Origin of the sequence: Streptomyces sp. A5-4 (genome assembly GCF_051131715.1) — a bacterium.
Classification (GTDB): Bacteria; Actinomycetota; Actinomycetes; order Streptomycetales; family Streptomycetaceae; genus Streptomyces.
In genome coordinates, this window is the sequence record NZ_CP178591.1 from 7,382,691 (window position 1) to 7,405,899 (window position 23,209).

General features: G+C 67.1%; 18 protein-coding genes. 12 read left to right on the forward strand and 6 right to left on the reverse strand.

The annotated features are described in order from the left end of the window. Positions 1-86: 86 nt before the first annotated feature. The 3 genes from ACLLJJ_RS34715 to ACLLJJ_RS34725 all read left to right on the forward strand — a co-directional run bounded on the left by ACLLJJ_RS34715 (position 87) and on the right by ACLLJJ_RS34725 (position 2,618). On the forward strand, positions 87-1,289 hold the full coding sequence (locus tag ACLLJJ_RS34715; RefSeq protein WP_434598539.1) for a histidine decarboxylase: 1,203 nt from the start codon (positions 87-89) through the stop codon (positions 1,287-1,289). 35 nt (positions 1,290-1,324) lie between these two features. After that, complete coding sequence (locus ACLLJJ_RS34720) at positions 1,325-1,951, forward strand: DUF6875 domain-containing protein (protein ID WP_434598540.1); 627 nt, start codon at positions 1,325-1,327, stop codon at positions 1,949-1,951. A 304-nt stretch (positions 1,952-2,255) separates the two neighbouring features. Beyond that, complete coding sequence (locus ACLLJJ_RS34725; RefSeq protein WP_434598541.1) at positions 2,256-2,618, forward strand: hypothetical protein; 363 nt, start codon at positions 2,256-2,258, stop codon at positions 2,616-2,618. A gap of 511 nt (positions 2,619-3,129) precedes the next feature. Here the strand turns inward: ACLLJJ_RS34725 and ACLLJJ_RS34730 are convergent. Genes ACLLJJ_RS34730 through ACLLJJ_RS34745 form a run of 4 tightly spaced genes read right to left on the reverse strand, consistent with a single transcriptional unit; the run spans position 3,130 to position 7,279 of the window. Beyond that, positions 3,130-3,480 carry a hypothetical protein gene (locus ACLLJJ_RS34730; RefSeq protein WP_434598543.1) on the reverse strand — a complete coding sequence of 117 codons (351 nt, stop codon included), beginning with the start codon at positions 3,478-3,480 and terminating at the stop codon, positions 3,130-3,132. A gap of 9 nt (positions 3,481-3,489) precedes the next feature. Further along, positions 3,490-5,613, reverse strand: coding sequence for a tyrosine-type recombinase/integrase (locus ACLLJJ_RS34735; protein WP_434598544.1), 2,124 nt, complete (start codon positions 5,611-5,613; stop codon positions 3,490-3,492). Continuing rightward, entirely contained in the window at positions 5,610-6,131 is a 522-nt protein-coding gene (locus tag ACLLJJ_RS34740; RefSeq protein ID WP_434598545.1) for a hypothetical protein, read from the reverse strand. The genes ACLLJJ_RS34735 and ACLLJJ_RS34740 overlap by 4 nt, the downstream gene beginning before the upstream one ends. Further along, on the reverse strand, positions 6,128-7,279 hold the full coding sequence (locus tag ACLLJJ_RS34745) for a tyrosine-type recombinase/integrase (protein ID WP_434598546.1): 1,152 nt from the start codon (positions 7,277-7,279) through the stop codon (positions 6,128-6,130). The genes ACLLJJ_RS34740 and ACLLJJ_RS34745 overlap by 4 nt, the downstream gene beginning before the upstream one ends. Before the next feature lie 153 nt (positions 7,280-7,432). Between ACLLJJ_RS34745 and ACLLJJ_RS34750 the strand changes: the two genes are divergently transcribed. Together ACLLJJ_RS34750 and ACLLJJ_RS34755 are read left to right on the forward strand one after the other, a co-directional pair. Next, positions 7,433-7,987: a hypothetical protein gene (locus ACLLJJ_RS34750; protein WP_434598547.1), complete on the forward strand. Its 555-nt coding sequence runs from the start codon at positions 7,433-7,435 to the stop codon at positions 7,985-7,987. A gap of 229 nt (positions 7,988-8,216) precedes the next feature. Next, a complete protein-coding gene (locus ACLLJJ_RS34755; RefSeq protein ID WP_434598548.1) occupies positions 8,217-8,768 on the forward strand; it encodes a hypothetical protein in 552 nt (183 codons plus the stop codon). A gap of 20 nt (positions 8,769-8,788) precedes the next feature. On the opposite strand, the gene ACLLJJ_RS34760 is transcribed toward ACLLJJ_RS34755, so the two are convergent. Both ACLLJJ_RS34760 and ACLLJJ_RS34765 read right to left on the reverse strand, forming a co-directional pair. Continuing rightward, on the reverse strand, positions 8,789-10,291 hold the full coding sequence (locus ACLLJJ_RS34760) for a recombinase family protein (protein ID WP_434598550.1): 1,503 nt from the start codon (positions 10,289-10,291) through the stop codon (positions 8,789-8,791). A 207-nt stretch (positions 10,292-10,498) separates the two neighbouring features. Beyond that, positions 10,499-14,338, reverse strand: coding sequence for a GH92 family glycosyl hydrolase (locus tag ACLLJJ_RS34765; RefSeq protein ID WP_434598551.1), 3,840 nt, complete (start codon positions 14,336-14,338; stop codon positions 10,499-10,501). 468 nt (positions 14,339-14,806) lie between these two features. Here ACLLJJ_RS34765 and ngcE point away from each other — a divergent pair, with 468 nt between their 5' ends. The 7 genes from ngcE (at position 14,807) to ACLLJJ_RS34800 (ending at position 23,085) form a co-directional block, all read left to right on the forward strand. Continuing rightward, positions 14,807-16,252 carry an N-acetylglucosamine/diacetylchitobiose ABC transporter substrate-binding protein gene (gene ngcE / locus ACLLJJ_RS34770; RefSeq protein WP_434598552.1) on the forward strand — a complete coding sequence of 482 codons (1,446 nt, stop codon included), beginning with the start codon at positions 14,807-14,809 and terminating at the stop codon, positions 16,250-16,252. A 49-nt stretch (positions 16,253-16,301) separates the two neighbouring features. Continuing rightward, positions 16,302-17,225 carry a carbohydrate ABC transporter permease gene (locus ACLLJJ_RS34775; protein WP_434598553.1) on the forward strand — a complete coding sequence of 308 codons (924 nt, stop codon included), beginning with the start codon at positions 16,302-16,304 and terminating at the stop codon, positions 17,223-17,225. Further along, positions 17,225-18,148, forward strand: coding sequence for a carbohydrate ABC transporter permease (locus ACLLJJ_RS34780; protein ID WP_434598554.1), 924 nt, complete (start codon positions 17,225-17,227; stop codon positions 18,146-18,148). Before ACLLJJ_RS34775 ends, ACLLJJ_RS34780 begins: the two co-directional genes overlap by 1 nt. Before the next feature lie 232 nt (positions 18,149-18,380). Further along, the gene (locus tag ACLLJJ_RS34785) at positions 18,381-19,580 is read left to right on the forward strand and encodes an ROK family transcriptional regulator (RefSeq protein WP_434598555.1); all 1,200 of its coding nucleotides are present in this window, start codon (positions 18,381-18,383) and stop codon (positions 19,578-19,580) included. 133 nt (positions 19,581-19,713) lie between these two features. After that, entirely contained in the window at positions 19,714-20,811 is a 1,098-nt protein-coding gene (locus ACLLJJ_RS34790) for a sugar ABC transporter substrate-binding protein (RefSeq protein ID WP_434600597.1), read from the forward strand. A gap of 193 nt (positions 20,812-21,004) precedes the next feature. Further along, positions 21,005-21,793, forward strand: coding sequence for an ATP-binding cassette domain-containing protein (locus ACLLJJ_RS34795; protein ID WP_434598556.1), 789 nt, complete (start codon positions 21,005-21,007; stop codon positions 21,791-21,793). Next, the gene (locus ACLLJJ_RS34800) at positions 21,790-23,085 is read left to right on the forward strand and encodes a sugar ABC transporter permease (RefSeq protein ID WP_434598557.1); all 1,296 of its coding nucleotides are present in this window, start codon (positions 21,790-21,792) and stop codon (positions 23,083-23,085) included. The genes ACLLJJ_RS34795 and ACLLJJ_RS34800 overlap by 4 nt, the downstream gene beginning before the upstream one ends. Positions 23,086-23,209: the final 124 nt, after the last annotated feature.

Consider the following 23,209-nt stretch of genomic DNA (forward strand, 5'->3'; position numbering starts at 1 on the left):
CACTACCTCCCGCCCAGGAGAGACCGCTTGTTTGCCGCACTCCAATCCATCGCGCCCGAGCTCCAGCCACCCCTGGAAGGCCGCCCGTGACCGACACAGTGACGACCAGTCCAGCCCCGGGCACCGTGCCACAGGTGCCCGAACTGCACATCGCCGACGCACCTGCCGACCCGGCTGCTGACACCACCCGGCTGCTGAACCTCACCAGCGCGCTGCGCAGCGAAGCTCCGCGCGTCCTCGGCTTCCCCGGCAACCTCGACTTCGACTTCAGCGACCTCAGCCCCGCCCTGGCCGTCCTGACCAACAACGTCGGTGACCCCACCAGCGGCGACGCAAGCGGCGTCCACACCAAGGCCTACGAACAAGCCGTAGTCCGCTTCCTCGCGCAGACCGCCGACGCCCGGCCGGACGACATCTACGGCTACGTCACCTCCGGCGGTAGCGAGGGCATCCTCTTCGGGTTGGCCACCGCACGCCGACACCTGCCGCACGCCAAGGTCTACGCCTCCGACCAGGCGCACTACAGCGTCGCCAGGGCCGCCGGCCTCCTTGGCCTGCCGCTGGTGACCGTGCCCAGCAACGATGAAGGCGCACTCGACCCCGAGGCGTTGAAAGTCGCCTCCTTCGTCCACCGCCGCGTACGCCCGCACGGTGGTCGAGGCCCGGGCGCCATCGTCGTGGCCACCATCGGCACCACGATGCGCGGCGCCTACGACGACGTCACCGAACTCCGCAAACAAGCCGCGGCAGCGGGAGACGTCTACGTCCACGCCGACGCCGCCTCCGGCGGGCTGATCGCGGCCCACGCCCCTTCTGCCCCGCGCTGGAACTTCGCGCACGGCACAGATTCGATCTCTATCAGCGGCCACAAAATCATCGGCGCCCCCGTGCCCTGCGGCGTCGTCCTCGCCCGCAAGGACCTGGTGGACGCCCCGGTCATCGCCAGCGAATACACCAAGGCCTCCGCGCGGACCCTGGGCTGCTCGCGGAGCGGACTGGCCGTCCTGCTGCTCTGGTCCGCGCTGCGACGCCAGGGCCACACCGGCCTGCGCGCCCACATCCTGCGTTGCCTAGAAACCGCGCAGTACGCCGTCGACCAACTCACCCGCGCTGGCGCACACCCCACGCGCACCACCGACTCCCTCACGGTCTGCTTCGAGCGCCCAGCCGACTGGATCGTCCGCAAATGGCACCTCGCCTGCGAGGGCCCCACCGCCCACCTGATCACCGTCGGCCACGTCACGCGGTCCGCTCTCGACGAACTCTGCCGCGACCTGCGCCAGCCCTGACCAGCCCGCGAAGCAACCGGAACGGAAGCCCGCCTGTGCACCTGACGCCACCGACAACCGCCCAGCGCGCCGTGATCAGCACCTGGTTCGACACCTACATCACGGTCGCGCACCCGTCCCTGGGCCGCGCGGGCGCCGTCTGCCCGTACGCCAACGCAGCCCGCCACCAAGGCGTCGTCCATATCCGGGCCGCCGCCGTGCGCCCGGTCGGCGCCCCGCAGCCCCGAGACCTCCTACTGACCAGCCCCGCCACGGCCAGCGCCTGGCTCCAGTCCGTACTCGCCGCCGCGCTCGACGAGTTCGACCACCATCCGTGGCCTCCCTGTGCCCAACATCTGCACTCCCTGATCGTTCTGCTCGAGGACCTCCTTCCGGAGTACTGGGGCGAACTCGACCGGGTCCACGCAGACAGTAAGACGGCCGTGATGCGACGCGGCCTGATGGCGGGCCAGTTCCACCCGCACTGCCCGGCCCCGGCCGTGCACAACCCGCGCTTCGCGGTCAACCGCGCCCCTGTGCCGCTCCTCGTCATCCGCCGTATGGCCCGCCACGACCACCTCTTCGCCAGCGAACCGCAGCACCTCCAGGCATACGAACGCTCCTTCCGGCCCGAGCGCCGACCGGAAACAGACCGCCCCGGTCAACTGACCATCCGGCGGTAGCTCCACCGTCTCCTCCCACTTGCCATCGCCCCACCGACCCAGGAGAACCCGTTGTTCCGCGCACTACAGGCCAGCGCCCCGAGGGGGGCCACCACCACTACCGCTGCCGACACTCGGCGCCGTTACGGGGCCGGCCGCGTCCCGCCTCCCGCTGGGCGGCCGGCTGTTCACCGCCCCCTCCGGTTCCTCACCAGGATGGCTTCACCTCGGCCCGCGGAACCCCTGAGCGGACCACCGAAGTCACGCGGCCCGCCGGTCCCACACGCCCTCGCCCCCACCCGAACTCCAAACCAGAAAGGTCGACATGACCCCCCTGAAGCACATCGGACGTCTCGCGGCGGCCGTCGCCGTCAGCGCCGCCCTGGTTGGCACCAGCCTGGCCGTCGCACCTGCCGCCCAGGCCGCGGGCTCCGGCACCGGGAAGATCAGCTGCAGCGCAGCGAAAGTCCGCAAGAGCCCGGCGAAGAACTCCACCGCGCGAGGCATCGCCTATCGCGGCGACAAAATTGTTTATGACCAATTCGCATACAAAAAGTCAGAAAAGGCCTGGTATACGCGCGGAACGGTCACGCGCAAGAGCGACCGCGCCAGGATTCGGGGCTACGTGCCCTATGGCTGTGCCAACGCTTACGGCACAAATCCGGCGCCGACCCCGCCCATCCCGTAACCCTCACTTCTCACAGACCGACGCGGGCCGGACCAGCGCTCCGCAGCGCCCGCGCCCGCGTCGGTTCCTTCCCGCCCCATACGCGCGAGCGCGTCCCTGTACCCCCGAGACGCCGACACAGGCCCGACGGCCTCCCCTTCGCGAAGTGCCCGGACCATCCCTGTCCCGTCGACCTCTGGAGAGCCGACCCATGAGTGACCATCGCCAGCATCAGGACGACACACCCACCGAGCAGATCGACCCGACCGCAGTTCCAGGCGACCCCGCGAAGACCGCGCCACAGCTCGTGAGCCGCACGTGGGAGATCTCGCTATCTGCCCTGGCGCAAGAAGGGAATCCCGAGTGCCTCACACTCCTGCGCCTGTTGTCCTGCTGGAGTTCGGACCCGATACCACTCTCAGCGCTACGCCCCGAGGCCATTGACGCAACACACCTGAACACAGCCCATCCGCCACTGCTCGGAGTAAGGGTCGAAACCGCGCTGCAGGGCCTGCTGCGCTACTCGTTGGTCTCACTCGTGGATCTCGCGGCGCGCGGCGATGCGGCGGGCTGCATCACGGCACACGGTGCACTGCTGGACAGCGTGGCGGCGGCCGTGCCGAACAACCAGAGCGCGCTCCTTGTCGCTTCGGCCGCCCGTCTCCTCGACGCCGAGGTTGTCGCGCAGGCACACCGAGCACCCGCCACGCGCACTGAAGGGCATCTCGCACGCCATGCGACGCACCTTCTGCGGCGAGTCCAAGGTGCTGACACCGCCGCTGAGGTGGTCGACGCCGCGACCCGAATGGCGAGGACCGTATTCGACAGCGGCGATTACCCGGCTGCCCTGCACGTGGCCAAGGCAGCCACCGAGAGTGGTCATGGCGTCGCCTCACTCGGTGACTTCGATGGCGTACTCGTCATCGAGCTCGATATCGAGATCGTCGACCTCGGCCTGGCGGACGAGTTCCTCGGCGCGGAAGGCGGAGGACCAGACCCGGCCGAAGTAGTCCTGGGGCCTGCGCAGGTCGAGTTGAAGGGCTTCCTCGAGCAGGCCGACTGCTTCGAGGGCCCGTTCCAGGCCGTCGATCGCGCGGCCCGTGGGCTCGAAGAGCTTGTGCATGTAGTCGCGGGTGGCGTCGTCCGAGGCCCCTTCGGCGAGCATCCGCCAGTGTTCGCGCTTGCGGTGCCAGTAGACGAGGTCGGCGCCGTACATGACGAACTCGGTGCAGGAGTGGCAGTTGAGCTTCCAGGGGCAGGCGTCACCGTCGACGACCGGTTGGTAGGTGCAGAAGCCGCCCTCGGCCGGCGTGGACTTGCGGGTGAGGTCGATGAGCATCGCCTCGGCTTCTCCCCTGGTCATCGGCTCGCGGCCGGAGAGCACGATGCCGGGCTCGAGCGATCCCGGGCCGCTAGTCCAGACCGCATAGAGGGCGTCGTTGAGCTTGGGGTCGGTGTTGGCGATGTGGGTGTAGTGCTCGGCCATCGCCTCGGAGACCTGACCGAGGTAGCGCTTGACCTGCGAGAGGTTGGCGCCGGCCTTCAAGAGGTTGGTGGCCAGCGTGTGGCGGGCCTGATGGGGGACGGCCTTGCCGATGTCGAGGGTGAGGACCCAGCTCTTGAACAGCGTGTGGAACCAGCCGTAGCCGCAGCCCTTGAGGAGCTCGCGGTTGGTGTGCTTCCTGGGGAACAGGGCGAGTTCGAGTCGTTCCTCGGGCGTCGGCGGGCGGCCCTTGCGCTGGACGAAACGCGCGATGGTCTTGACCTGCCGTGCCTCGATCCGCTGGTAAAAGCGTTCGGGGATGCGGATGCCCTCATCGATGTTCCCGACCTTGGTCTGGTCGTGCCAGAACATCGGGACTTTGCCGACGCGGCTGATGCATTCCAGGCGGACATCGAGGACCTCGGTGCACCGGCGTCCGGTGACGACCAGGCCCTCCCAGGCGTCCCGCAGCCCGCGGTCCTCGACGTCCATCGCGTCCAGCGCCTCGAGGTTCTTCTCGATGGCGAGTGCGCGGGCGACCTCGCCAGAGAAGGGCCTGCGCCGTCCCTTGGTCTTCGGTCCGAAAGGCAGAGCGAGGACGAAGCGGCGGTCCAGACCGAGGCGTTCGATCTCGCCGGTTTCCAGGCCGGATCGCAGGACCCGACGGGCGCCGTCAAAGATCGTGGCCATCGTGCCAGGGGTGGCGATCCCGTTCTCCAGGGCCTTGCCCTTGGCGCGCTGGCCGAGCGAGGGCAGCTTGTTCCGGACGCGCTGCCGCTGGTCGGCCACGAAGTCGATCATGTGGGCTTCAGTGAGCAGGGTCGGGTCGTGGCCGCCGGCCGGGGTCTCGATCTCCAGGTAGGCGCTGAGCTCGTTGCAGCCCCGGCGGTCGAAATCGAAGGCAGCCCGGGAGCGATTGTGGCCGACGAGGAGACGGGCGGCCATCAGGTCCCAGCACATGTCCCGCAGCCAGCGCTGGGTGATGCGGGTGAGATCGATGTGGCTGCGGGCTTTGGGGAAGCGGATGCCGAAGTGCTCGGTCTCGATGAATCCGGCGTCCTTGGTGTCCTCGCGGGTGAAGTAGATCAGCCGCAGGTAGTGGTGTGTGACCTTGGCGAGCTGACGCACGTGGAGCTTGCAGGCGTCCAGGTCGAGGTCGGCCATCGAGTTCACGTCCTGGCGGCGGCACTCGTCGATGAGCCGCTGGATCCAGGAGATGGGCCAGATGCTGCCTTCCTCACCCACGGTGTGGTGGAAGATGCACCACTTGATCTCGGCCTTGATCAGCGGGCGCAGGCCCAGCAGCGTCAGGTTGCCGTTGACGCGGTGCGGAGGGTCCTGCTCGTCGCACCACCTGCGGAACGCGGACTTGTCGTCGTAGCTGACCTGGACCGGCTTGCCGGTCTTCGCCAGCTCACGGCTCCAATACCTCGGCAGCCGGGCCCCGCCGGGATGCTTGTGCCGGATGTAGCTGGTGCGGTGGCGGTGACACAGCTGCAGGGGGTGGTCAGCGCCGTAGGGGCAGGACCTCACCTGGCAGGGCCGAACCCCACGAACGGCCGGGCCTTGCCCAGCCAGTCCTCGAAGACGGCCTCCTGCTGATGCTTCTTGCGCAGGTGGCGGCGGTGGGAATTCCACTGCTGAGCGTGGAAGTAGCAGAGCTGATTCTGGCTGCGGGGCGGAACGTCGGGGCAGATGAGGCAGGGCGGAGGGATCAGCCAGGCCCGGAGCTTCTTGGGCTGGGCGGTGACCAGGAAGTCCGTGATGTTCCCGCCGGCCTCCCGGACGGCCCTCCAGTCGTCGCTGTGCTCCTTGCAGTAGTCGTAGTGCGCGTCGCGGGTGCGTTCGCAGTCGGTGATGCCGCAGCCCCAGCCATAGACCGGGTGGTCGCGCGGGATGTGCATCACGTCGGGCCGGAAGACCGGGTCGAAGCTCGGTGCCGCGATCAGCGCGGTCAGCACTTCCAGCCGGTCGCGCATCGTGCGGCTCGGCCCGCTCGGCGTCCGAGGTTCCGGAACGACCAGCGGCAGCAGTCTCGCCGTCGAAGTCACTCCTCCTCACCCCACACCTTGTTGAGTGCGGTAATGAACTGCGGAGAGTGCAGGTCAGGATGCCCGTAAACCTCATCGACCATCTGTGCCGAGGCCCAGTTTCCGACGGCTTTGGCTACGTGCGGATCGTTGTCCGTGACGTCCATGACGTTGTTCGTGAACTGGTGCCGGAATGCCTGGGGCTTGATCCGGCCCGGCAGATCCGCCCGGCGGCCGGCTCGCCGCAGCATCCCGCGGGCCGCGTCCGCCGACCACGGCTCGCCGCGGCGCGGACCGGACAACTGGATCAGGAGCATGCCGTGGCCTGCGGCGTACTGGGCGTACTCCGTCGTCATGTACTCGTAGTAGCGGCTGACCATGGCCGGGCTGACCCGGTAGATCTCCCCCTTGGTGACCACCCCGTCGACCATCGCCCAGTCCGGCTTGATCTTCGCTGCCGCCCCGTTCGGGTTGCCCCACCGGTGGCAGACGTGGATGTGCGGGCTCACGCAGTCGCCGCACGGAGCGTTGTCGCGCAGGTGCAGGTCAACCAGGTGCAGCCCGGCCAGGCCGCCGATGCGCAAGCTCGTGTCGGACAGCCAGGTCACCACCATCCTGTCCCGGGCGGTGTTCACCACGTCCATCAGCTCAGGCCGGGTGCCGTTCGGCAGCATCTTGGGGTGGCGGCGCCGGGTCCCACCCTTCGGTGCGAGCGGGTTGGTCGGCATTGAGGTCTTCACGTGCCCCAGCAAGGCCCGGTTGCGGTCGGCCTGCGTGGGCAGCCGGTGGACGTCCAGAGCGTCCCGCAGTTCGCTGTTCACGCCCCGCACGGCGCACTGGTGGAGGTAGAAGCCCTTCAGGCAGGCCGCCAGGACCTGCAGGGCTGGCGTCCCGTACGGGCGTTTCGGCGGCACTCGCCACGGCTGCCCGTACGGCATGTCCACCTTGGCGCCGACCGCCCCCTGGTACCGGAAGATGTCGAGGATCGTGATCTTCTCCGTCGTCAGACGCTCACGGATACGCCAGCGCAGGTGATCAACCAAGAAGTAGGCATACGTCTTCTGGGACCCGCTGCCCTCGTGCGTACGCAGGTAGCTGTCCGCCTCCTCGTCCACCGTGACATCGGGCCACACGATCGTGTACGACCAACCGCCCCCGGCTCGAGCCATCTTCTGTACCCGCAGATTCCCCAGGACCACCGAGCTCCGCACCCGTTCTCCTCGCTCGTTGGCGCTACGTCACGAAGGCAACAAGGCGGATCGGTAAAGGGACACGAGACGTGGGTTTTGATCACTCAAACGAACGACCCGGAGGCTCGAACCGTGATCGGTAAACTTGATCATTATCAGGAGATCAACAACAAGGCCAACAAAGCCCGCGACGCTGCCGCCCTGGCAACCGTAGAGGCCGGGCAGCTCTACGCCCGCAGCAAGGCCGAGTACGAGCAGTTCCACACCCTCAGCGCGAAGGACAAAAAGCTGGCCGGCAAACCGTTCTTCTTCACCCACCGCACCTTCTACATCCCCGACAGGGGCAACTGGTTCGCAGCCGAGGCAACCACGACCGGCAAGAACCACACGGTCATGATCTTCGAGAAGTCCCCCGACACCGCCAACACCTGGAAGAAGGTCGTCTCTCTCTTCCCCGAGCGCACTCTTCCTGCCCCCGAGGTCAAGGACGGCCTGGCCACGACCGCCGACACCAAGACCACGGTCGGCCAGCTGACCCCCCTCAACGTGACCAACGCTGTCGAAGACCTCTTCACCACGGGAGGCGCGAAGGACGGCGGCAAACTGTCCCTCCCAACGACAGCGCGAAAAGCATCCTCAAGACCTACAAGGACCGCGGAGACAACCTCGGACCGCGGGCCACGGTGAACTTCTTCCCCGCGACCGCGCTCCACCAGAAGGTCTACGCGCTGCGCGCCGACTCCGGCGTACTGGTGATCGCACCGCTCGCCCACAAGCAAGAGAGCCTCGTCAAACACTCGAGCCTTCAGATCACCCCCGGCAAGACCGAGTCGGTCTACAACAAAACGCCCCGCTCACGCCATGGTCGACTCCCGCTGACCCGCCGCCCACCCACCCCACTTCAAGGGAGACCGCGGTGCCCCTGGAATCGTCACCCACCGTCGACATCCACGAAACGATCCTCATCCTCCCGAGCGGCGGCATTCATGCCCAGGGACTCCTGCGTACGGGCCCCGAACCGCGTGAGGTCCTCATCGAGGGCGTGTGCGGCCCACTGTGCACCGCGGCCGGGCGGCAGGCCAGGCCGATCCGGCTCAGCATCGGCCACGCCGACGGACACGTTGAACACCATCAGCTCGCCGCCGACGGCACCATCCACCCCCGCCCAGAGCCGGCCGCCATCAACACCACCCCCGATCCGGTCTGGTACCAGGGCATCCCACAGGACACCCGCCTCCTGGAAACCGCGCGAGCAGCCGACCGAGCCGGACAGTGGGCAGCCGCGCAGCAGGCTACCCACCGGGCCACCCAGCACCTCGTCGCCCAGCACGGCCGTGACCACCCGTACGCGGCCATGGGGATTGAACTCCAGGGCTACTTCGCCCTGATGGCCGGCAGCCCGTTGAGGCAGCGTGTCGAGGGACTCATGGTTCAGGGCTCCAGGATCGCGAGCCAGGCGCTCCCCTGACGCATCCCAGCGCAGGAACCTCAAACGACCGAGAACTGCGGCTCCTCATGCCAACGAATATCGATCGAAGAGGCGAGGCCTTCCAGCCATTCTACGTACTTCTCCCGGTTCGCCTCGGAGGGGCGGCGACCGCGAGGCTGTCTGCGCACGAGGACTTCACCCAGAGCCTTCACGACCGTGGCCTGCGCGTTCACGTCGTCGAGCGCCATCCATGCGGCGGCAGGATCGGGTGCGCTCATCAGCCCCATGAGGGCGTTGGACGCCCCGATGCGAGCCAGACGGGACTCCACATCCACGAGCTTGCTCTCGGTGACCTCCGTCGCCACCTTCAGCTGCCGCGCACTCAGCTCTCCCGCCGCGTAGTCCATCGTGATCTGGTCGAGCCGGGCTCGCAGTCCGTTCGCCTCGTCACGCAGGCGTCGAACTTCCCCCGCGGGGTTGTTCTCCGAGGCCATCGCAGCAACGACTTTCGGATCGCGCAAGCGCCGGCACATCGCTCCTTCTACGACGGCCTCGACGTACTCCGCCTTCCGCACGACATGCCACTTCGGGCACCTGTACGTCCGGTACGGCGTCCCGCCGTTCTTCACCCCGCTGTAGCCGGTGTGCATCGGCTCTTCGCACTCGCCGCACAAAAAGGTGCCGGCCCCAATGTAAAGCCGTGCATTGCCCTTCCGCGCGTACTTGTCCCGTCGCGCAGGGTCCGACAGCACGTCACCGACCACCCGGAAGAGGTCCTCGGACACCAGAGGCGTCCAGTCGCCTGGGCCGACGTACTCGCGACGGCGCGTGCCATCCTGCTGAGTGCGCAGAACCCATCTCTGGGCGATGTACCTAGGGTTCAGCAGGAGGTCCCGCACCCCGACCCGGCCCCACGGCTTACCGCGGGTGTTGAGAACACTCTGCTCGCCGAGCCATCGCGCAATCGTGTGAAGACCGGACCCTGCAGCGAACCGCGAGAACATCTCGCGGACGAGCTCGGCCTCGTCCTCTCGGATGGTGCCGTCGATGTTGTACCCGAAGGCCCGGCCGGTGTGCGGCGGACGTCCCATCTTGGCCCGCTGTTCGTTGGAGAACTTCTGGCGCTTCGCCTTATGCTCGGACTCCTGGCGCGCTACCGAGGCCTTGATCCTGGCGAACATCCTGCCGTTCTCCGTGGACAGGTCGTGCGAGCCGTCGACCGTCACGAGGATGAACCCACGGGCCTCGCCCATGTCGCACCAGTCCTCAAGCTGACGAGGCTGACGGGTGAGGCGGTCGAGATCCCACACGATGACCCCGTCGATCTGGCCGCTCTTGGCGGCCGCGACCATCTCCTCGTACTTCGGCCGTCTGACGTTCTTCGCGAACGCACTCTTCGAGTTGTCGATGTACTCGGCGACGACCGTCCACCCTCGCGAACGCGCGATGCTCCGCGCCTCGTCGAGCTGCCGCTGGACGCCGAGCTCATCGCCTCTCTTGTCCAGAGAGATGCGGCAATAGATCCCGACACGAAGGGGCCTCTTCGCAGTGGTCGACGTCATCGCCGGGGCACCCGAAAGGCACGGGGATCTCTGGTCTTGTAAATCATGTGACTAATACTAGTAGTTCGTGAAGCACGTCGCAGTACGTGCTGCGCAGCCTGATCCGTAGCTGATCGGCACCCGCGACACGCTGAAGGGCCGCATCCCCGTCACCGGGGATGCGGCCCTTCTCGCGTGCGCCGGCAGCAGCGCCGGCCCGAAGTGCGCCTACTTGGCGAGCAGTTCCACCTCCGCGAGCGTCGCGGGCCCGGTGCTCACCAGCCGGTAGTGCCGGTATGTGCCCGGGTCGTCCACCGTGAACACCCGAGTCTGCTGGTCCCAGCCGAAGACCTCACCCGACCGCTTGTCGATCCCGGTCCACTTCGCACCGTCGTCGGAGCCCTGCAGCTCCCAGCCCGTCGGGGCCTTGGCGTGCTCCGAAGAGGTGAGGGTGTACTGGACCGCGCGGGTCGCGGACCCGACGGGCAGCTCCACCGACTCGAACTCCGCCTTGGTGGCCGAGGTGTTGTCGAAGAGCGGACCACTCGCGCTGATCGCGTCCGACTGCGGCGCCGGCACCTTGTCGTCCTTGGTGATGGAGACCGGCGCGGCGTCCTTGCCGGCGCCCCAGGCGGACGGCTTGGAGCCCATGTCGAAGTCCAGCGTGCCACCGCGCGCCAGCAGGTCGTGCGGCAGCGCCGTGGACTTCCAGGGCTTGCCGTTGACCTTCAGCCCCTGGACGTAGATGTTCTTCGCGCTGTTCTTCGGAGCCTTGACGACCAGCTTGCGGCCGTTGTCCATGCGCACGGTCGTCTTGGTGAACAGGGGGGAGCCGACGGCGTATTCGCCGCCGCCCATGACCAGTGGGTAGAAGCCCATGGCGGAGAACAGGTACCAGGCCGACTGCTCGCCGTTGTCCTCGTCGCCGTGGTAGCCCTGGCCGATCTCACTGCCGGTGTAGAGACGCGAGAGGACCTCACGGACCTTCTCCTGCGTCTTCCACGGCTGGGAGGCCGCGTTGTACATGTACGTGGCGTGGTGGGCGACCTGGTTGCTGTGCCCGTACATGCCCATCCGTACGTCACGCGCCTCCGTCATCTCATGGATGACGCCGCCGTACGAACCGGCGAACTCGGGGCTCGCCGTCTCGGGGGTGGTGAAGTAGCTGTCGAGCTTGTCGCCGAGGCCCGAACGGCCGCCGTAGAGGTTGGCCAGACCGCGGGAGTCCTGGGGCGCGGTGAAGGCGTAGCCCCAGCCGTTGGTCTCGGTGTAGTCGTAGCCCCATATGCGGGGGTCGAACGTGGCCGACGGGACGCGCCAGTCGCCCTTGAGGTCGCGGCCCTGGAAGAAGCCGGCCTTGTCGTCGAAGAGCTTCACGTACTCCTGGGCGCGGTCGCGGAAGTAGTCCGCCTCCGCCTTGTAGCGCTGCTTCTTGGTCTTCTTGTACAGCGCCTCCGCCATCTTGGAGATGCCGAAGTCGTTGTTGTAGCCCTCCAGCGACCAGGAGAGACCCTCGTGCGTCTCGGTGGAGGCGTACCCGATGAAGGGCGAGGTCTCCATGCCCTTGCGGCCGACACCCGAGGCGGGCGGCACCACGGTGGCGTTCTTCAGCGCCGCCTCGTACGCCGCCTCGGCGTCGAATTTCACGCCCTTGACGTAGGCGTCGGCGAAGGCGACGTCCGAGCTGGTGCCGGTCATCAGGTCCGCGTAGCCGGGCGAGGACCAGCGGGAGATCCAGCCGCCGTCCTTGTACTGCTGGACGAAGCCGTCGACCAGCTTGCCGGCCTTCTTCGGGGTGAAGAAGGAGTACGCGGGCCAGGTCGTCCGGTAGGTGTCCCAGAAGCCGTTGTTGACGTACACCTCACCGTTGACGATCTTCGCGCCGGTGTGGGTGGGGGTGTCGGGGCCGGTCTGCTTGGAGAACGGACTCGCGTACTGCTGCTTCGGACGCGACTTGGTGCCGGTGTTCTCGAAGCCGGAGTTCGGATACAGGTACAGGCGGTAGAGGCTGGAGTAGAGGGTCGTCAGCTGGTCGCGGCTCGCGCCCTCGACCTCGACCCGGCCCAGAACGCCGTCCCAGGCGTCCTGCGCCCGGTTCTGTATCCGCTCGAAGCGGGAGCCGGCCGGGATCTCGTCGGCGAGGTTCTTCTTCGCCTGGTCCAGGCTGATGAGCGAGGTGGCCAGACGCAGGTTCACGGTGCGGTCGGCGCCCGCGTCGAAGCGCAGGTAGCCGGTCACGTCGCTGCCGCCGCCACCGCTGAGCTTGCCGCCCTGGGTGACCGGCGCGTCGAAGACGCCGTACACGAAGAGCCGGGTGGCGCCGGTGGACAGGCCGCTCTTGACGTCGGAGAAGCCGGTGAAGGAGCGGGTCTCCGGGTCGAGGGTCAGACCGCCGGCGTTCGACACATTGTCGAAGATCATGCTGGCGTCGTCACCCGGGTAGGTGAACCGCATCATCGCCGCGTGGTCCGTCGGGGTCATCTCGGCCTTGAGGCCGTTCTCGAAGGTGACGCCGTAGTGGTGCGGCTTCGCGCTCTCCTTCTCGTGCCGGAAGGGCAGCGCGCGCTTGGTGCGGGCCGCGTCCGGGGTGCCCGCCACGGCCGACGGCATCAGCTGGAAGGTCTGCCGGTCGCCCATCCACGGGCTCGGCTCGTGGCTCGCGCTGAACGCCTGCATCGTCGGCAGGTTGTCCGCGTTGTTGCCGCGCGCGTAGTCGTAGAGCCAGCTGGTGGATCCGGCGTTGGTCACCGGCGTCCAGAAGTTGAAGCCGTGGGGGACCGCGGTGGCCGGGATGTTGTTGCCGCGCGAGAAGGAGCCGCTCGAATTGGTGCCGCGAGTGGTCGACGCGTAGTCCGAGAGATGCGCCAGGCGCATCTCGGGCGCCTTGGGGGCGATGGTGACGTCGTCGATCCAGCCGCTGAACTTCGCGGGGCCCTTGGGGGAGTCGTACGCCACCAGCACCCGGTCGACGGTCCGGCCCGCCGCGACCGCGCCGATCCGCGACTCCTTGTGGTTCCACTGATTGACGTACAGGGTCTTGGAGGCGCCCTGGCCCTGCGGGGAGAGCACGGCGCCGTGCCGGTCGAGGGCGCGCAGGTCGCTCAGATAGGTGCCGTCGGTGAAGGCCAGGTCCACCGACACGTTCGTGGCCGGGTAATTGAGGTCGGTCTCCGGGAGGGAGGGGAAGACCCGGTAGGACAGCTCGGTGTCCTTGGTGACGCGCGTGTCGACATCGAAGACCTTGTTGTACGAGTACGCGCGGCCGTCCGGCTTGTGCGTACCGGCATAGCGCAGGGCCCGCTTGCCCGTGAAGCCCGCGCCGGCCTTGGCCGTGGGCGAGCCCGAGGGGCCGCGGTCTACCTGGCTGCGCATGTCCTCGGGGACGGGGGCGCTGGTGTCACCGTTCGAGAATTGAACGTCCGCGAGCTGAGTGGCGTCCGAGGCGCCGTTGTTCCGGCTGATCTCAAGACGGTAGTGCGCGTACGCCTGGGTGTTCTCGAAGTCGTAGGTCTTCGTCTGCAGGCGTTTCTCGAAGGCCTGCCCCTCGCGGGAGTCCAGGGACGTCCACTCCTTGCCGTCGGCTGACCCCTTGAGAACCCAGTCCCTGGGGTCGCGCTCGGCATGGTCATTGGCCGAAGTGAGGGCGTATGTCACCAGCTTCGCCGGTTCGTCCAGGTCGAACTCGATCCAGGCGGTGGACTGGAAGGCGAGCCACTTGGTCGAGGGCTGGACGTCGACGAGGTTCTCCTTGGTCTCGCCGCCGCCCGCGTTCTCGCTGCTGGCCCGGACCTCGACGACCCGGTCGGTCGCATTGCCCGGGATTCCGGCGCCGAAGCCGCCGTCGACCCCGGATGTGCGCTTCTTCCCGTCAGGTCCGACTTCGACGGTATTGCGCCAGTCCGGCTGCGGCTCGTCCTCCTCGAAGGAGGAGCTGAACGAACGCGGAGCGGGCGCGGGTTGTGCGGGCTGGGCGACGGCCACGGAGGGCGCCGTCACGGCGAGCAGCGAGGCGGCCGTAACGAGGGCGGCTGCCGTGTGGCCTTGTCTGGAGCGAGGTCTGCGTGGCATCCCGGGCTGTTCCTCCCCTTGGACAACGTTGTCATAAGTGGTGCGCAGCACCTAGTAGGGAGCCAAGTGGTCGACAGTGTCAAGGGTGTTGTAAGTGCCGGGTGAGACAAAGAGGGCGCGCCGGGTTGCGCGCGGCGATCCTGACGGCTACGTGCGCGTTCCCCAGATATCCGCGAGGTCTCAACTCGGGAAAGACTGCTGCCCAAACTTGCTTTCGATCTTGCTCAGTTGGCGGGAAGTGGACTATACCTGTCGGCGTCTGCACCACATTTTTTGGACGCGGACCGGGGGGACGGGGAACGGTGGGGGGAAGCCTTGTTGTCGGCTGCGCACGCCGTGCCCGTATCTTCTGTAACCGAGCACGACCCAGCGTCATTTGACCGCGGTGGCGGGGCCCCTTCGCCTGAGGCGAATATGGACGGGCGACCGGTACACCGCCTGAGTCCTGTAGAAGGCGAGGACTTGAGCATGGGATCCACCTCCGCCCAGAACAATGAGGGCCTTGGCCGTCGCGACCTGATCAAGCGTTCGGCCGCTCTCGGCCTGATCGCTGTTCCGACGATGAGCTTCCTGTCCGCCTGCGCGAGCGGCGACAGCGGCGACGGCGACAAGGTCGACAAGGGCAAGAAGACCGCCAAGAACCCCCTTGGCGTCAATGAGAGCGCGGCTCTCGAGATCGTGATCTTCGATGGTGGGTTCGGCACGAAGTACGCCGAGGACGCCAAGGGAATCTACGAGAAGAACTTCCCCAAGGCGAAGGTCAAGTTCACTTCGACGCAGAAGATCCGCTCCCAGCTGCAGCCGCGCTTCAACGGTGGCACGCCGCCCGACCTGATCGACAACTCGGGCGCCGAGCAGATGGACATGGGTGTACTGGTCGGCAAGAAGCAGCTGACCGACCTGACCCCGCTGCTCGACTCGCCGTCCGTCGACGACCCGAGCAAGAAGGTCCGCGACACGCTGCGGCCGGGCATCGTCGAGATGGGCCAGTTCGACGGCGACCCGGTCTGGATCATGTACTACGCGTACACGGTCTACGGCGTCTGGTACTCGCAGACCGCGCTGGAGAAGCTGGACGTGACGTACCCGGAGAACTGGGACGACATGCTCGCGGTCTGCGCGAAGGCGAAGAAGAAGGGCATCGCCGGCTGGACGTACGCGGGCAAGTACCCGTACTACCTGCCGTTCTCGCTCTACCCGATGATCGCGAAGATCGGTGGCCGCGAGGTCCTCGACAAGATCGACAACCTGGAGCCGAACGCCTGGGGCGACCCGGCCGTCAAGGCCGCGTTCGAGGCGTACTACGAGCTCTTCAAGAAGGGCTACATCCTCAAGGGCACCCCGGGCATCGACCACATCCAGTCGCAGACCGCCTGGACCAAGGGCCAGGCGCTCTTCATCCCGAACGGTTCCTGGGTGGAGAACGAGGCCGCCAAGACGATGCCGGCGGACTTCAAGCTGTCCGTGGGCGCGCCGACCGGCCTCGACAGCTCGGACAAGCTGCCCTTCGGCACCATCTGGGCGTCCGGCGGTGAGCCGTTCATCGTTCCGAAGTCGGCGAAGAACCCCGACGGCGGCATGGAGCAGCTGCGCATCATGCTCAGCGAGGCGTCGTCGAAGAACTTCACCACCAGCGTGAAGTCCCTGACCGCCCTCAACGGCGGCACGGAAGGCATCGAGCTGACCCCGGGCCTCACGTCCGCCACCGCGGCGCTGGAGAAGGCCGGAGAGAACGTCGTGAACCCCCGTATGCAGGACTGGTACGTGAAGCTCCAGAAGGAGCAGATCGGTGTCGCCGGTCTCGGCGAGATGATGGCCGGCCGAGCGACCCCGGCCGAGACCATCAAGAAGATCCAGGCCTTCGCCGACGCGACGGCCAAGGATCAGTCGATCAAGCACTACAAGCACCAGTGAGTAAGCGTCACCAGCGGCGGCACACGCCGGAAGATCGGGGTCGGTAACCATGCAACACGGCAAGTACCGGTTCATTGTGGGGTTCTTGGCGGCCCCACTGGCGTTGTACGCAATCTTCGTCATTTGGCCGTTCATCCAGTCCATCTACTACTCGTTCACGGACTGGACCGGCCTGAGCCCGGACTTCAAGATGGTCGGCTTCGACAATTACAGCAAGATGTTGAAGGACGACATCTTCTGGGATTCGCTGTGGAACAGCCTGCTGTTCGCGCTGTTGCTGCCGCTGGTGACGCTCGGCCTCGCACTCTTCTTCGCCTTCATGCTCAACGTGGGCGGGCGGCGCCGTAAGGGCGCCGCCATCGGGGGAGTCCGCGGCTCGTCCTTCTACAAGATCGCGTACTTCTTCCCGCAGGTGCTCTCGATCGCGATCGTCGCGGTGCTGTTCGCCTTCGCGTACAACCCGAACGAGGGCGCGATCAACGGGGCGCTGCGGGCCATCGGCCTCGACAGCATTCAGCCCTCGTGGCTCGGTGACCCCGACATCGCCCTCTGGTCGGTCATGGCGGTGCTCGTCTGGAGCACGGTGGGCTTCTTCGTGGTGCTCTTCTCCGCCGGAATGGCGTCCATTCCCAAGGACTTCTACGAGGCGGCGCTGCTCGACGGCGCGAGCCGGTTCACCACGTTCTTCAGGATCACCATCCCGCTGCTCTGGGACACCGTGCAGTCGGGCTGGGTCTACATGGGAATCCTCGCGCTGGGCGCGGAGTCCTTCGCGGTCGTCCAGATCATGACCGTGGGCCCCGGCGGCCCCGACTACTCGACGACCGTTCTGGTGCTGTACGTCTACCAAACGGCGTTCAGGGACGGCCAGGCAGGTTATGCGACAACGATCGGTGTGGCGCTGCTCGTCATCACTCTGGCCCTCGCGGCCCTGGTGATGCGGGTGGGCCGGCGTGAGCGGCTGGAGTTCTGATGAAGACCACTGACACCCCGCCCGCCGGCGCGACCGAAGACGCCCCGCCCGTGTCGAAGACCGTCGGACAGGGGCCCGCCAAGCCCAAGAGGGACGTGAGCGGCGGAACGCTCAACGTCTTCTCGCACGGCATCCTGATCCTGTGGGCCTTCATGGTCGTCATGCCACTCCTGTGGGCGGTCATGACGTCCTTCAAGGACGACGCCTCGATCTTCGAATCGCCCTGGTCGCTGCCGGACCGGCTGCACTTCGAGAACTGGTCGCGGGCCTGGTCCGAGGCGCACATGAGCGAGTACTTCCTCAACACGATCATCGTGGTGGCCTTCTCTCTCGTCGGCACGCTGCTGCTGGGCTCCATGGCGGCGTACGTCCTCTCGCGCTTCGACTTCCCCGGGAACCGATTCATCTACTTCCTCTTCGTCGGAGGAATGAGCTTCCCGATCATGCTGGCGCTGGTCCCGCTGTTCTACGTACTGAAGAACATGGGGCTCCTTGAGACGCTCCCCGGCCTGATCATGGTCTACATCGCGTACTCGCTGCCCTTCACCGTCTTCTTCCTCACCTCGTTCTTCCGTACGCTGCCCAGCTCGGTGGCGGAAGCGGCGATGATCGACGGGGCGTCGCACACCCGGACGTTCTTCCAGGTGATGATCCCGATGGCCAAGCCCGGCCTGATCAGCGTCGGCATCTTCAACTTCCTGGGGCAGTGGAACCAGTACATGCTGCCGACGGTGCTCAACAACGACCCGGAGAACCGGGTGCTCTCCCAGGGGCTGGTCGAGCTCGCGACCAGCCAGGGCTACAAGGGCGACTGGTCGGGCCTCTTCGCGGGCCTGGTGATGGCGATGCTGCCGGTCCTGGCGGCGTACATCATCTTCCAGCGCCAGGTCGTCGCGGGCCTGACCGCGGGAGCCATCAAGTAGCGCGCCCGTCGGGGAGCACGTCCGCCTCGTCCGAACCGCCCGCCGGCAGCACGCCGGCGGGCGGTTCGGTGTGTCCTGCGGCTGTCTTGCAATGCTCAAGGTCTTGACGGGGGACAACCCGAAAGGCTCAGCTTAGAGTTCATATGTTGGAGGAAGGGTGGGGTCCTCATCGATGCGGCCCCGCCCGGGACGGCCCTCGGGCCGTCCGCCTAGGGCAGGAGTGGATGAGTCAATGGAGACTCCGGGGTCGCAGACGTCTTTGCACCGGGCCAACCTCGAACGGGTCGTACGCGCCGTTCGCATGGCGGGTTCCCTCACCCAGGCAGAGATCGCCAGGACCACAGGGCTCTCCGCAGCCACGGTCTCCAATATCGTTCGCGAGTTGAAGGACGGTGGGACCGTCGAGGTCATCTCGACCTCTGCGGGCGGACGCCGGGCCCGCAGCGTCTCGCTGAGCGGTGACGCGGGCATCGTCATCGGCGTCGATTTCGGTCATACGCACCTGCGCGTCGCCGTCGGCAACCTGGCCCATCAGGTGCTCGCCGAAGAGGCCGAGCCGCTGGACGTCGACGCCTCCTCCGCCGAGGGCTTCGACCGGGCGGAACACCTGGTCAAGCGGCTGATCGCGGCCAGTGGCATCAGCCAGGACAAGGTCATCGGCGTCGGGCTCGGCGTGCCGGGGCCCATCGACGTCGAATCGGGCACGCTCGGCTCGACCTCAATCCTGCCGGGCTGGAAGGGCATCAACCCCAGCGAGGAGCTCGCCGGGCGCCTGGGCGTGCCGGTGTACGTCGACAACGACGCCAACCTCGGCGCGCTGGGCGAGCTGGTCTGGGGGAGCGGGCGCGGGGTCAAGGACCTGGCGTACATCAAGGTCGCCAGCGGCGTCGGCGCCGGTCTGGTCATAAGCGGCCAGATCTACCGCGGCCCCGGCGGAACGGCCGGCGAGATCGGGCACATCACGCTCGACGAATCGGGCCCTGTGTGCCGCTGCGGCAACCGCGGCTGCCTGGAGACCTTCACGGCCGCCCGGTACGTCCTGCCCCTGCTCCAGTCCAGCCACGAGCCCGGTCTGACCATGGAGAAGGTGGTGCAGCTGGCCCGCGAGGGCGATCCCGGCTGCCGCCGCGTCATCGCGGACGTGGGTCGTCACATCGGCAGCGGGGTCGCGACCCTGTGCAATCTGCTGAACCCCAGCAGGGTCGTCCTCGGCGGCGACCTCGCCGAGGCGGGGGAGCTGGTCCTGGGGCCGATCCGCGATTCGGTCTCCCGTTACGCCATTCCGAGTGCGGCGCGGCAACTTTCCGTACTGCCCGGGGCGCTCGGCGGCCGGGCGGAAGTGCTCGGCGCGCTGGCTCTGGTACTCAATGAAATGGGCGATTCGACCCTTCTGGACAGTGCGCTGCCCGCTGGTACACCTGCCTTCACTTAGATAACGAATGGCACCGTTGTCATCTCGTTAAGGATTTACTCCTTGACGCTGGCAGCGGGGCCGAGTTGACTTCCAGCCACCTCGGCCGCAACGTCGCGGCCTCGTCAGGGAGGTTTCTCAAGTGAACACGCAGATGCGTCGTGCCGCCGTGGCCGTGGCCGCCACCGCTATGGCCGTTTCCCTCGCCGCTTGCGGCAGCGCCAAGGAGTCCGGCGACAAGGCCAAGGAGTCCGGCGCCAAGAAGGGCGACGATCTCAAGATCGGCCTGCTCCTGCCGGAGAACGAGACGGCGCGGTACGAGAAGTTCGACAAGCCGCAGATCGAGAAGAAGGTCAAGGAACTGACCGACGGCAAGGGCGAGGTCGTCTACGCCAACGCCAAGCAGGACGCGTCGACCCAGAACCAGCAGGTCGACACCATGATCACCAACGGGGTCGACGCGCTCATCGTGGACGCGGTGGACGCCAAGGCCATTCAGAACTCGGTGCAGAAGGCCAAGGACGAGGGCATCCCGATCGTCGCCTTCGACCGCCTCGCCGAGGGCCCGATCGACGCGTACACCTCCTTCGACAACGAAGAGGTCGGCCGCGTGCAGGGCAAGGCGCTGGTAGAGGCGCTGGGCGGTAAGAAGGACGCCCAGATCGTCATGATGAACGGCGCCATCACCGACCCGAACGCCGCCTTCTACAAGAAGGGCGCGCTGTCGGAGCTCAAGGGCAAGGTCAAGATCGGCAAGAGCTACGACACCAAGGAGTGGAAGCCGGTCAACGCCAACGCCAACATGGACGGTGCGATCTCCGCCCTGGGCAAGGACAAGATCGACGGCGTCTACTCCGCGAACGACGGCATGGCGGGCGGCATCATCACCGCCCTCAAGGCCGCCGGCATCACCAAGCTCCCGCCGGTCACCGGTCAGGACGCCGAGCTGGCCGCCGTGCAGCGCATCGTCGCCGGTGAGCAGTTCATGAGCGTCTACAAGCCGTACCCCGTGGAGGCCTCCGCGGCCGCCGAGATGGCGGTCAAGCTGGCCAAGGGCGAGAAGCTCGACTCCTTCGCCGCGGACAAGACGGACAGCGCGTCCGCCAAGGGTGTCCCGAGCAAGATCATCCCGGTTGTCTCGCTCACCAAGGACAACATCAAGGACACCGTCCTCAAGGACGGCATCTACACGGTCAGCGAGATCTGCACGCCGAAGTACAAGGCGGCGTGCGACAAGCTCGGCCTGAAGTAGCCCGACCGGTGGGCAAGTCCCCTGCCCCGCAAGGGATTTGCCCACCGTTGAAGTCTGTCCGGTGCCCCGCCTTCAACTGCCCCGCCGCACTGGCGGGGTGCCGGACAGAACACCTCGTCCTTTCCGTTCATTTCTGCTCAGCCTCCGCGCCCCACCCCGGCGCGGCATCCCCGCCGGTCAGGCGGCGAAGGAGATGGTTCAAGTGTCCGCTACGCCCGTAATGGCGTTGCGAGGGGTCTCCAAGCGGTTCGGTGCCGTCCAGGCGCTCACCGACGTAGAGCTTGAGGTCCACGCCGGCGAAGTGGTCGCCCTCGTCGGCGACAACGGCGCCGGAAAATCCACACTGGTCAAGACCATTGCCGGTGTGCACCCCATCGATGACGGAGTCATCGAGTGGGAGGGCAGGCCCGTGGCGATCAACAAGCCGCACGACGCCCAGGGGCTCGGCATCGCGACCGTCTACCAGGACCTCTCGCTCTGCGACAACCTCGACGTCGTCGGCAACCTCTACCTCGGCCGGGAACTGCGCAAGCGCGGCGTCCTCAACGAGGTCGAGATGGAGCGCCGCGCCCGTGAGCTGCTGACCACGCTCTCGATCCGTATCCCCAGCGTGCGCATCCCGATCGCCTCGCTCTCCGGTGGCCAGCGCCAGACGGTGGCCATCGCGCGCTCGATGCTCGGTGAGCCCAAGCTCGTCATCCTCGACGAGCCCACCGCCGCCCTCGGCGTCGAGCAGACCGCCCAGGTCCTCGACCTGGTCGAGCGGCTGCGCGAGCGCAACCACGCGGTCATCCTCATCAGCCACAACATGGCCGATGTGAAGGCCGTCGCGGACAAGGTGGCCGTGCTCCGGCTGGGCCGGAACAACGGTGTCTTCGATGTGAAGACCACCTCGCAGGAAGAGATCATCTCCGCCATCACAGGTGCCACGGAGAACGCCGTGACCCGTCGTGCGGCGCGCAATGGGGAGGCCCAGAAGTGAACATCAAGAAGACCTCGGGCCCCGAGGACGCACCGGGCGCCGTGGACGCACCGGCCCCCGCGGCCGACGCGGTTACCGCCATCGACCCGCGACTGCTCGTACGCGAGCAGGGCTTCGGCGGCTATCTGTCGGAGTTCAAGCGCAAGATGCGCGCGGGTGACCTCGGCTCGATCCCCGTGGTCGTCGGCCTGATCATCATCTGCGCGATCTTCCAGGGACTGAACTCCAACTTCCTGACCGCGCAGAACATCAACAACATCTCGGTGACCATGGTCGCCACCGGCATGATGGCCGTCGGCGTCATCTTCGTGCTGCTGCTCGGCGAGATCGACCTCTCGGTCGGCGCGGTCAGCGGTGTGTCCGGCGCGATCGTCGCCGTGCTCAGCGTCACCAACGGCGTCAACGAGTGGCTCGCGCTGCTCGCCGCCATCGCCGGAGGCGCGCTCATCGGCGCCATCCACGGCTTCTTCTTCGCCAAGATCGGCGCCCCGGCGTTCGCCGTCACCCTGGCAGGCCTGCTGTTCTGGCAGGGCTTCATGCTCCAGATCCTGGGTGAGAACGGCACGATCAACCTGGACGGCGACGGCCTGATCGGCCAGCTGACCACGTACTACTTCACCGATGTGGCGGCCGGCTACGGCCTGGCGCTCCTCGCGGTGGCGGCGTTCTTCTTCTCGTCCTACACCGACAGCCGCCGTCGCAACGCGGCCGGTATCCCGTCCAGGCCGCTCAGCGAGATCGTGCTGCGCACGGTCCTGCTCGGGATCGTGGCCTTCGCCGCCGCGATCATGTTCAACCAGTACAAGGGCACGCCGCTTGCCGTCGTGCTCTTCCTGGTCGTGCTGGTGCTGACGGACTTCGTGCTCCGCCGCACCACGTACGGCCGCAAGGTGTTCGCACTCGGCGGCAGCGTCGAGGCGTCCCGCCGTGCCGGTATCAACGTCGAGATGGTCCGGATCTCGGTCTTCGCCATCGCCGGCATGTTCGCGGCCATCGGCGGCCTGTTCTGGGCCTCCAAGATCGCCGCGGCCAACCAGGGCGCCGGCGCCGGTGACCTGCTGATGAACGTCATCGCCGCGGCCGTCATCGGTGGCACCAGCCTCTTCGGTGGCCGCGGTCGCACCTGGAACGCGCTCCTCGGCGTCATGGTGATCACGTCCATCCAGTACGGGCTGGCGCTCGAAGGCATCGCCACCCCCGTCCAGTACATGATCACTGGTGGCGTACTGCTGGCCACCGTCGTGATCGACTCCATCACGCGCAAGACCCAGAAGACCGCGGGCCGCGCCTGACCGCGGAACCGCAGGCGTGCCCGGCATCGAACACTGATGCCGGGCACGCCTGCGTGTACGGCCCCTTGTAGGCCGCCCGAGTGACACAGAACGCACCGCCCGCCGTCCACAGTCGCGAGCGGAA

What these genes read in the sequence shown, in the direction of transcription:
- ACLLJJ_RS34725 (WP_434598541.1), top strand. Translation starts at nt 2,256, where the DNA reads ATGACCCCCCTGAAGCACATCGGACGTCTCGCGGCGGCCGTCGCCGTC.
- ACLLJJ_RS34730 (WP_434598543.1), bottom strand. Translation starts at nt 3,480, where the DNA reads ATGACCACTCTCGGTGGCTGCCTTGGCCACGTGCAGGGCAGCCGGGTA.
- ACLLJJ_RS34745 (WP_434598546.1), bottom strand. Translation starts at nt 7,279, where the DNA reads ATGGCTCGAGCCGGGGGCGGTTGGTCGTACACGATCGTGTGGCCCGAT.
- ACLLJJ_RS34760 (WP_434598550.1), bottom strand. Translation starts at nt 10,291, where the DNA reads ATGACGTCGACCACTGCGAAGAGGCCCCTTCGTGTCGGGATCTATTGC.
- ACLLJJ_RS34765 (WP_434598551.1), bottom strand. Translation starts at nt 14,338, where the DNA reads ATGCCACGCAGACCTCGCTCCAGACAAGGCCACACGGCAGCCGCCCTC.
- ngcE (WP_434598552.1), top strand. Translation starts at nt 14,807, where the DNA reads ATGGGATCCACCTCCGCCCAGAACAATGAGGGCCTTGGCCGTCGCGAC.
- ACLLJJ_RS34775 (WP_434598553.1), top strand. Translation starts at nt 16,302, where the DNA reads ATGCAACACGGCAAGTACCGGTTCATTGTGGGGTTCTTGGCGGCCCCA.
- ACLLJJ_RS34780 (WP_434598554.1), top strand. Translation starts at nt 17,225, where the DNA reads ATGAAGACCACTGACACCCCGCCCGCCGGCGCGACCGAAGACGCCCCG.
- ACLLJJ_RS34785 (WP_434598555.1), top strand. Translation starts at nt 18,381, where the DNA reads ATGGAGACTCCGGGGTCGCAGACGTCTTTGCACCGGGCCAACCTCGAA.
- ACLLJJ_RS34790 (WP_434600597.1), top strand. Translation starts at nt 19,714, where the DNA reads ATGCGTCGTGCCGCCGTGGCCGTGGCCGCCACCGCTATGGCCGTTTCC.
- ACLLJJ_RS34795 (WP_434598556.1), top strand. Translation starts at nt 21,005, where the DNA reads ATGGTTCAAGTGTCCGCTACGCCCGTAATGGCGTTGCGAGGGGTCTCC.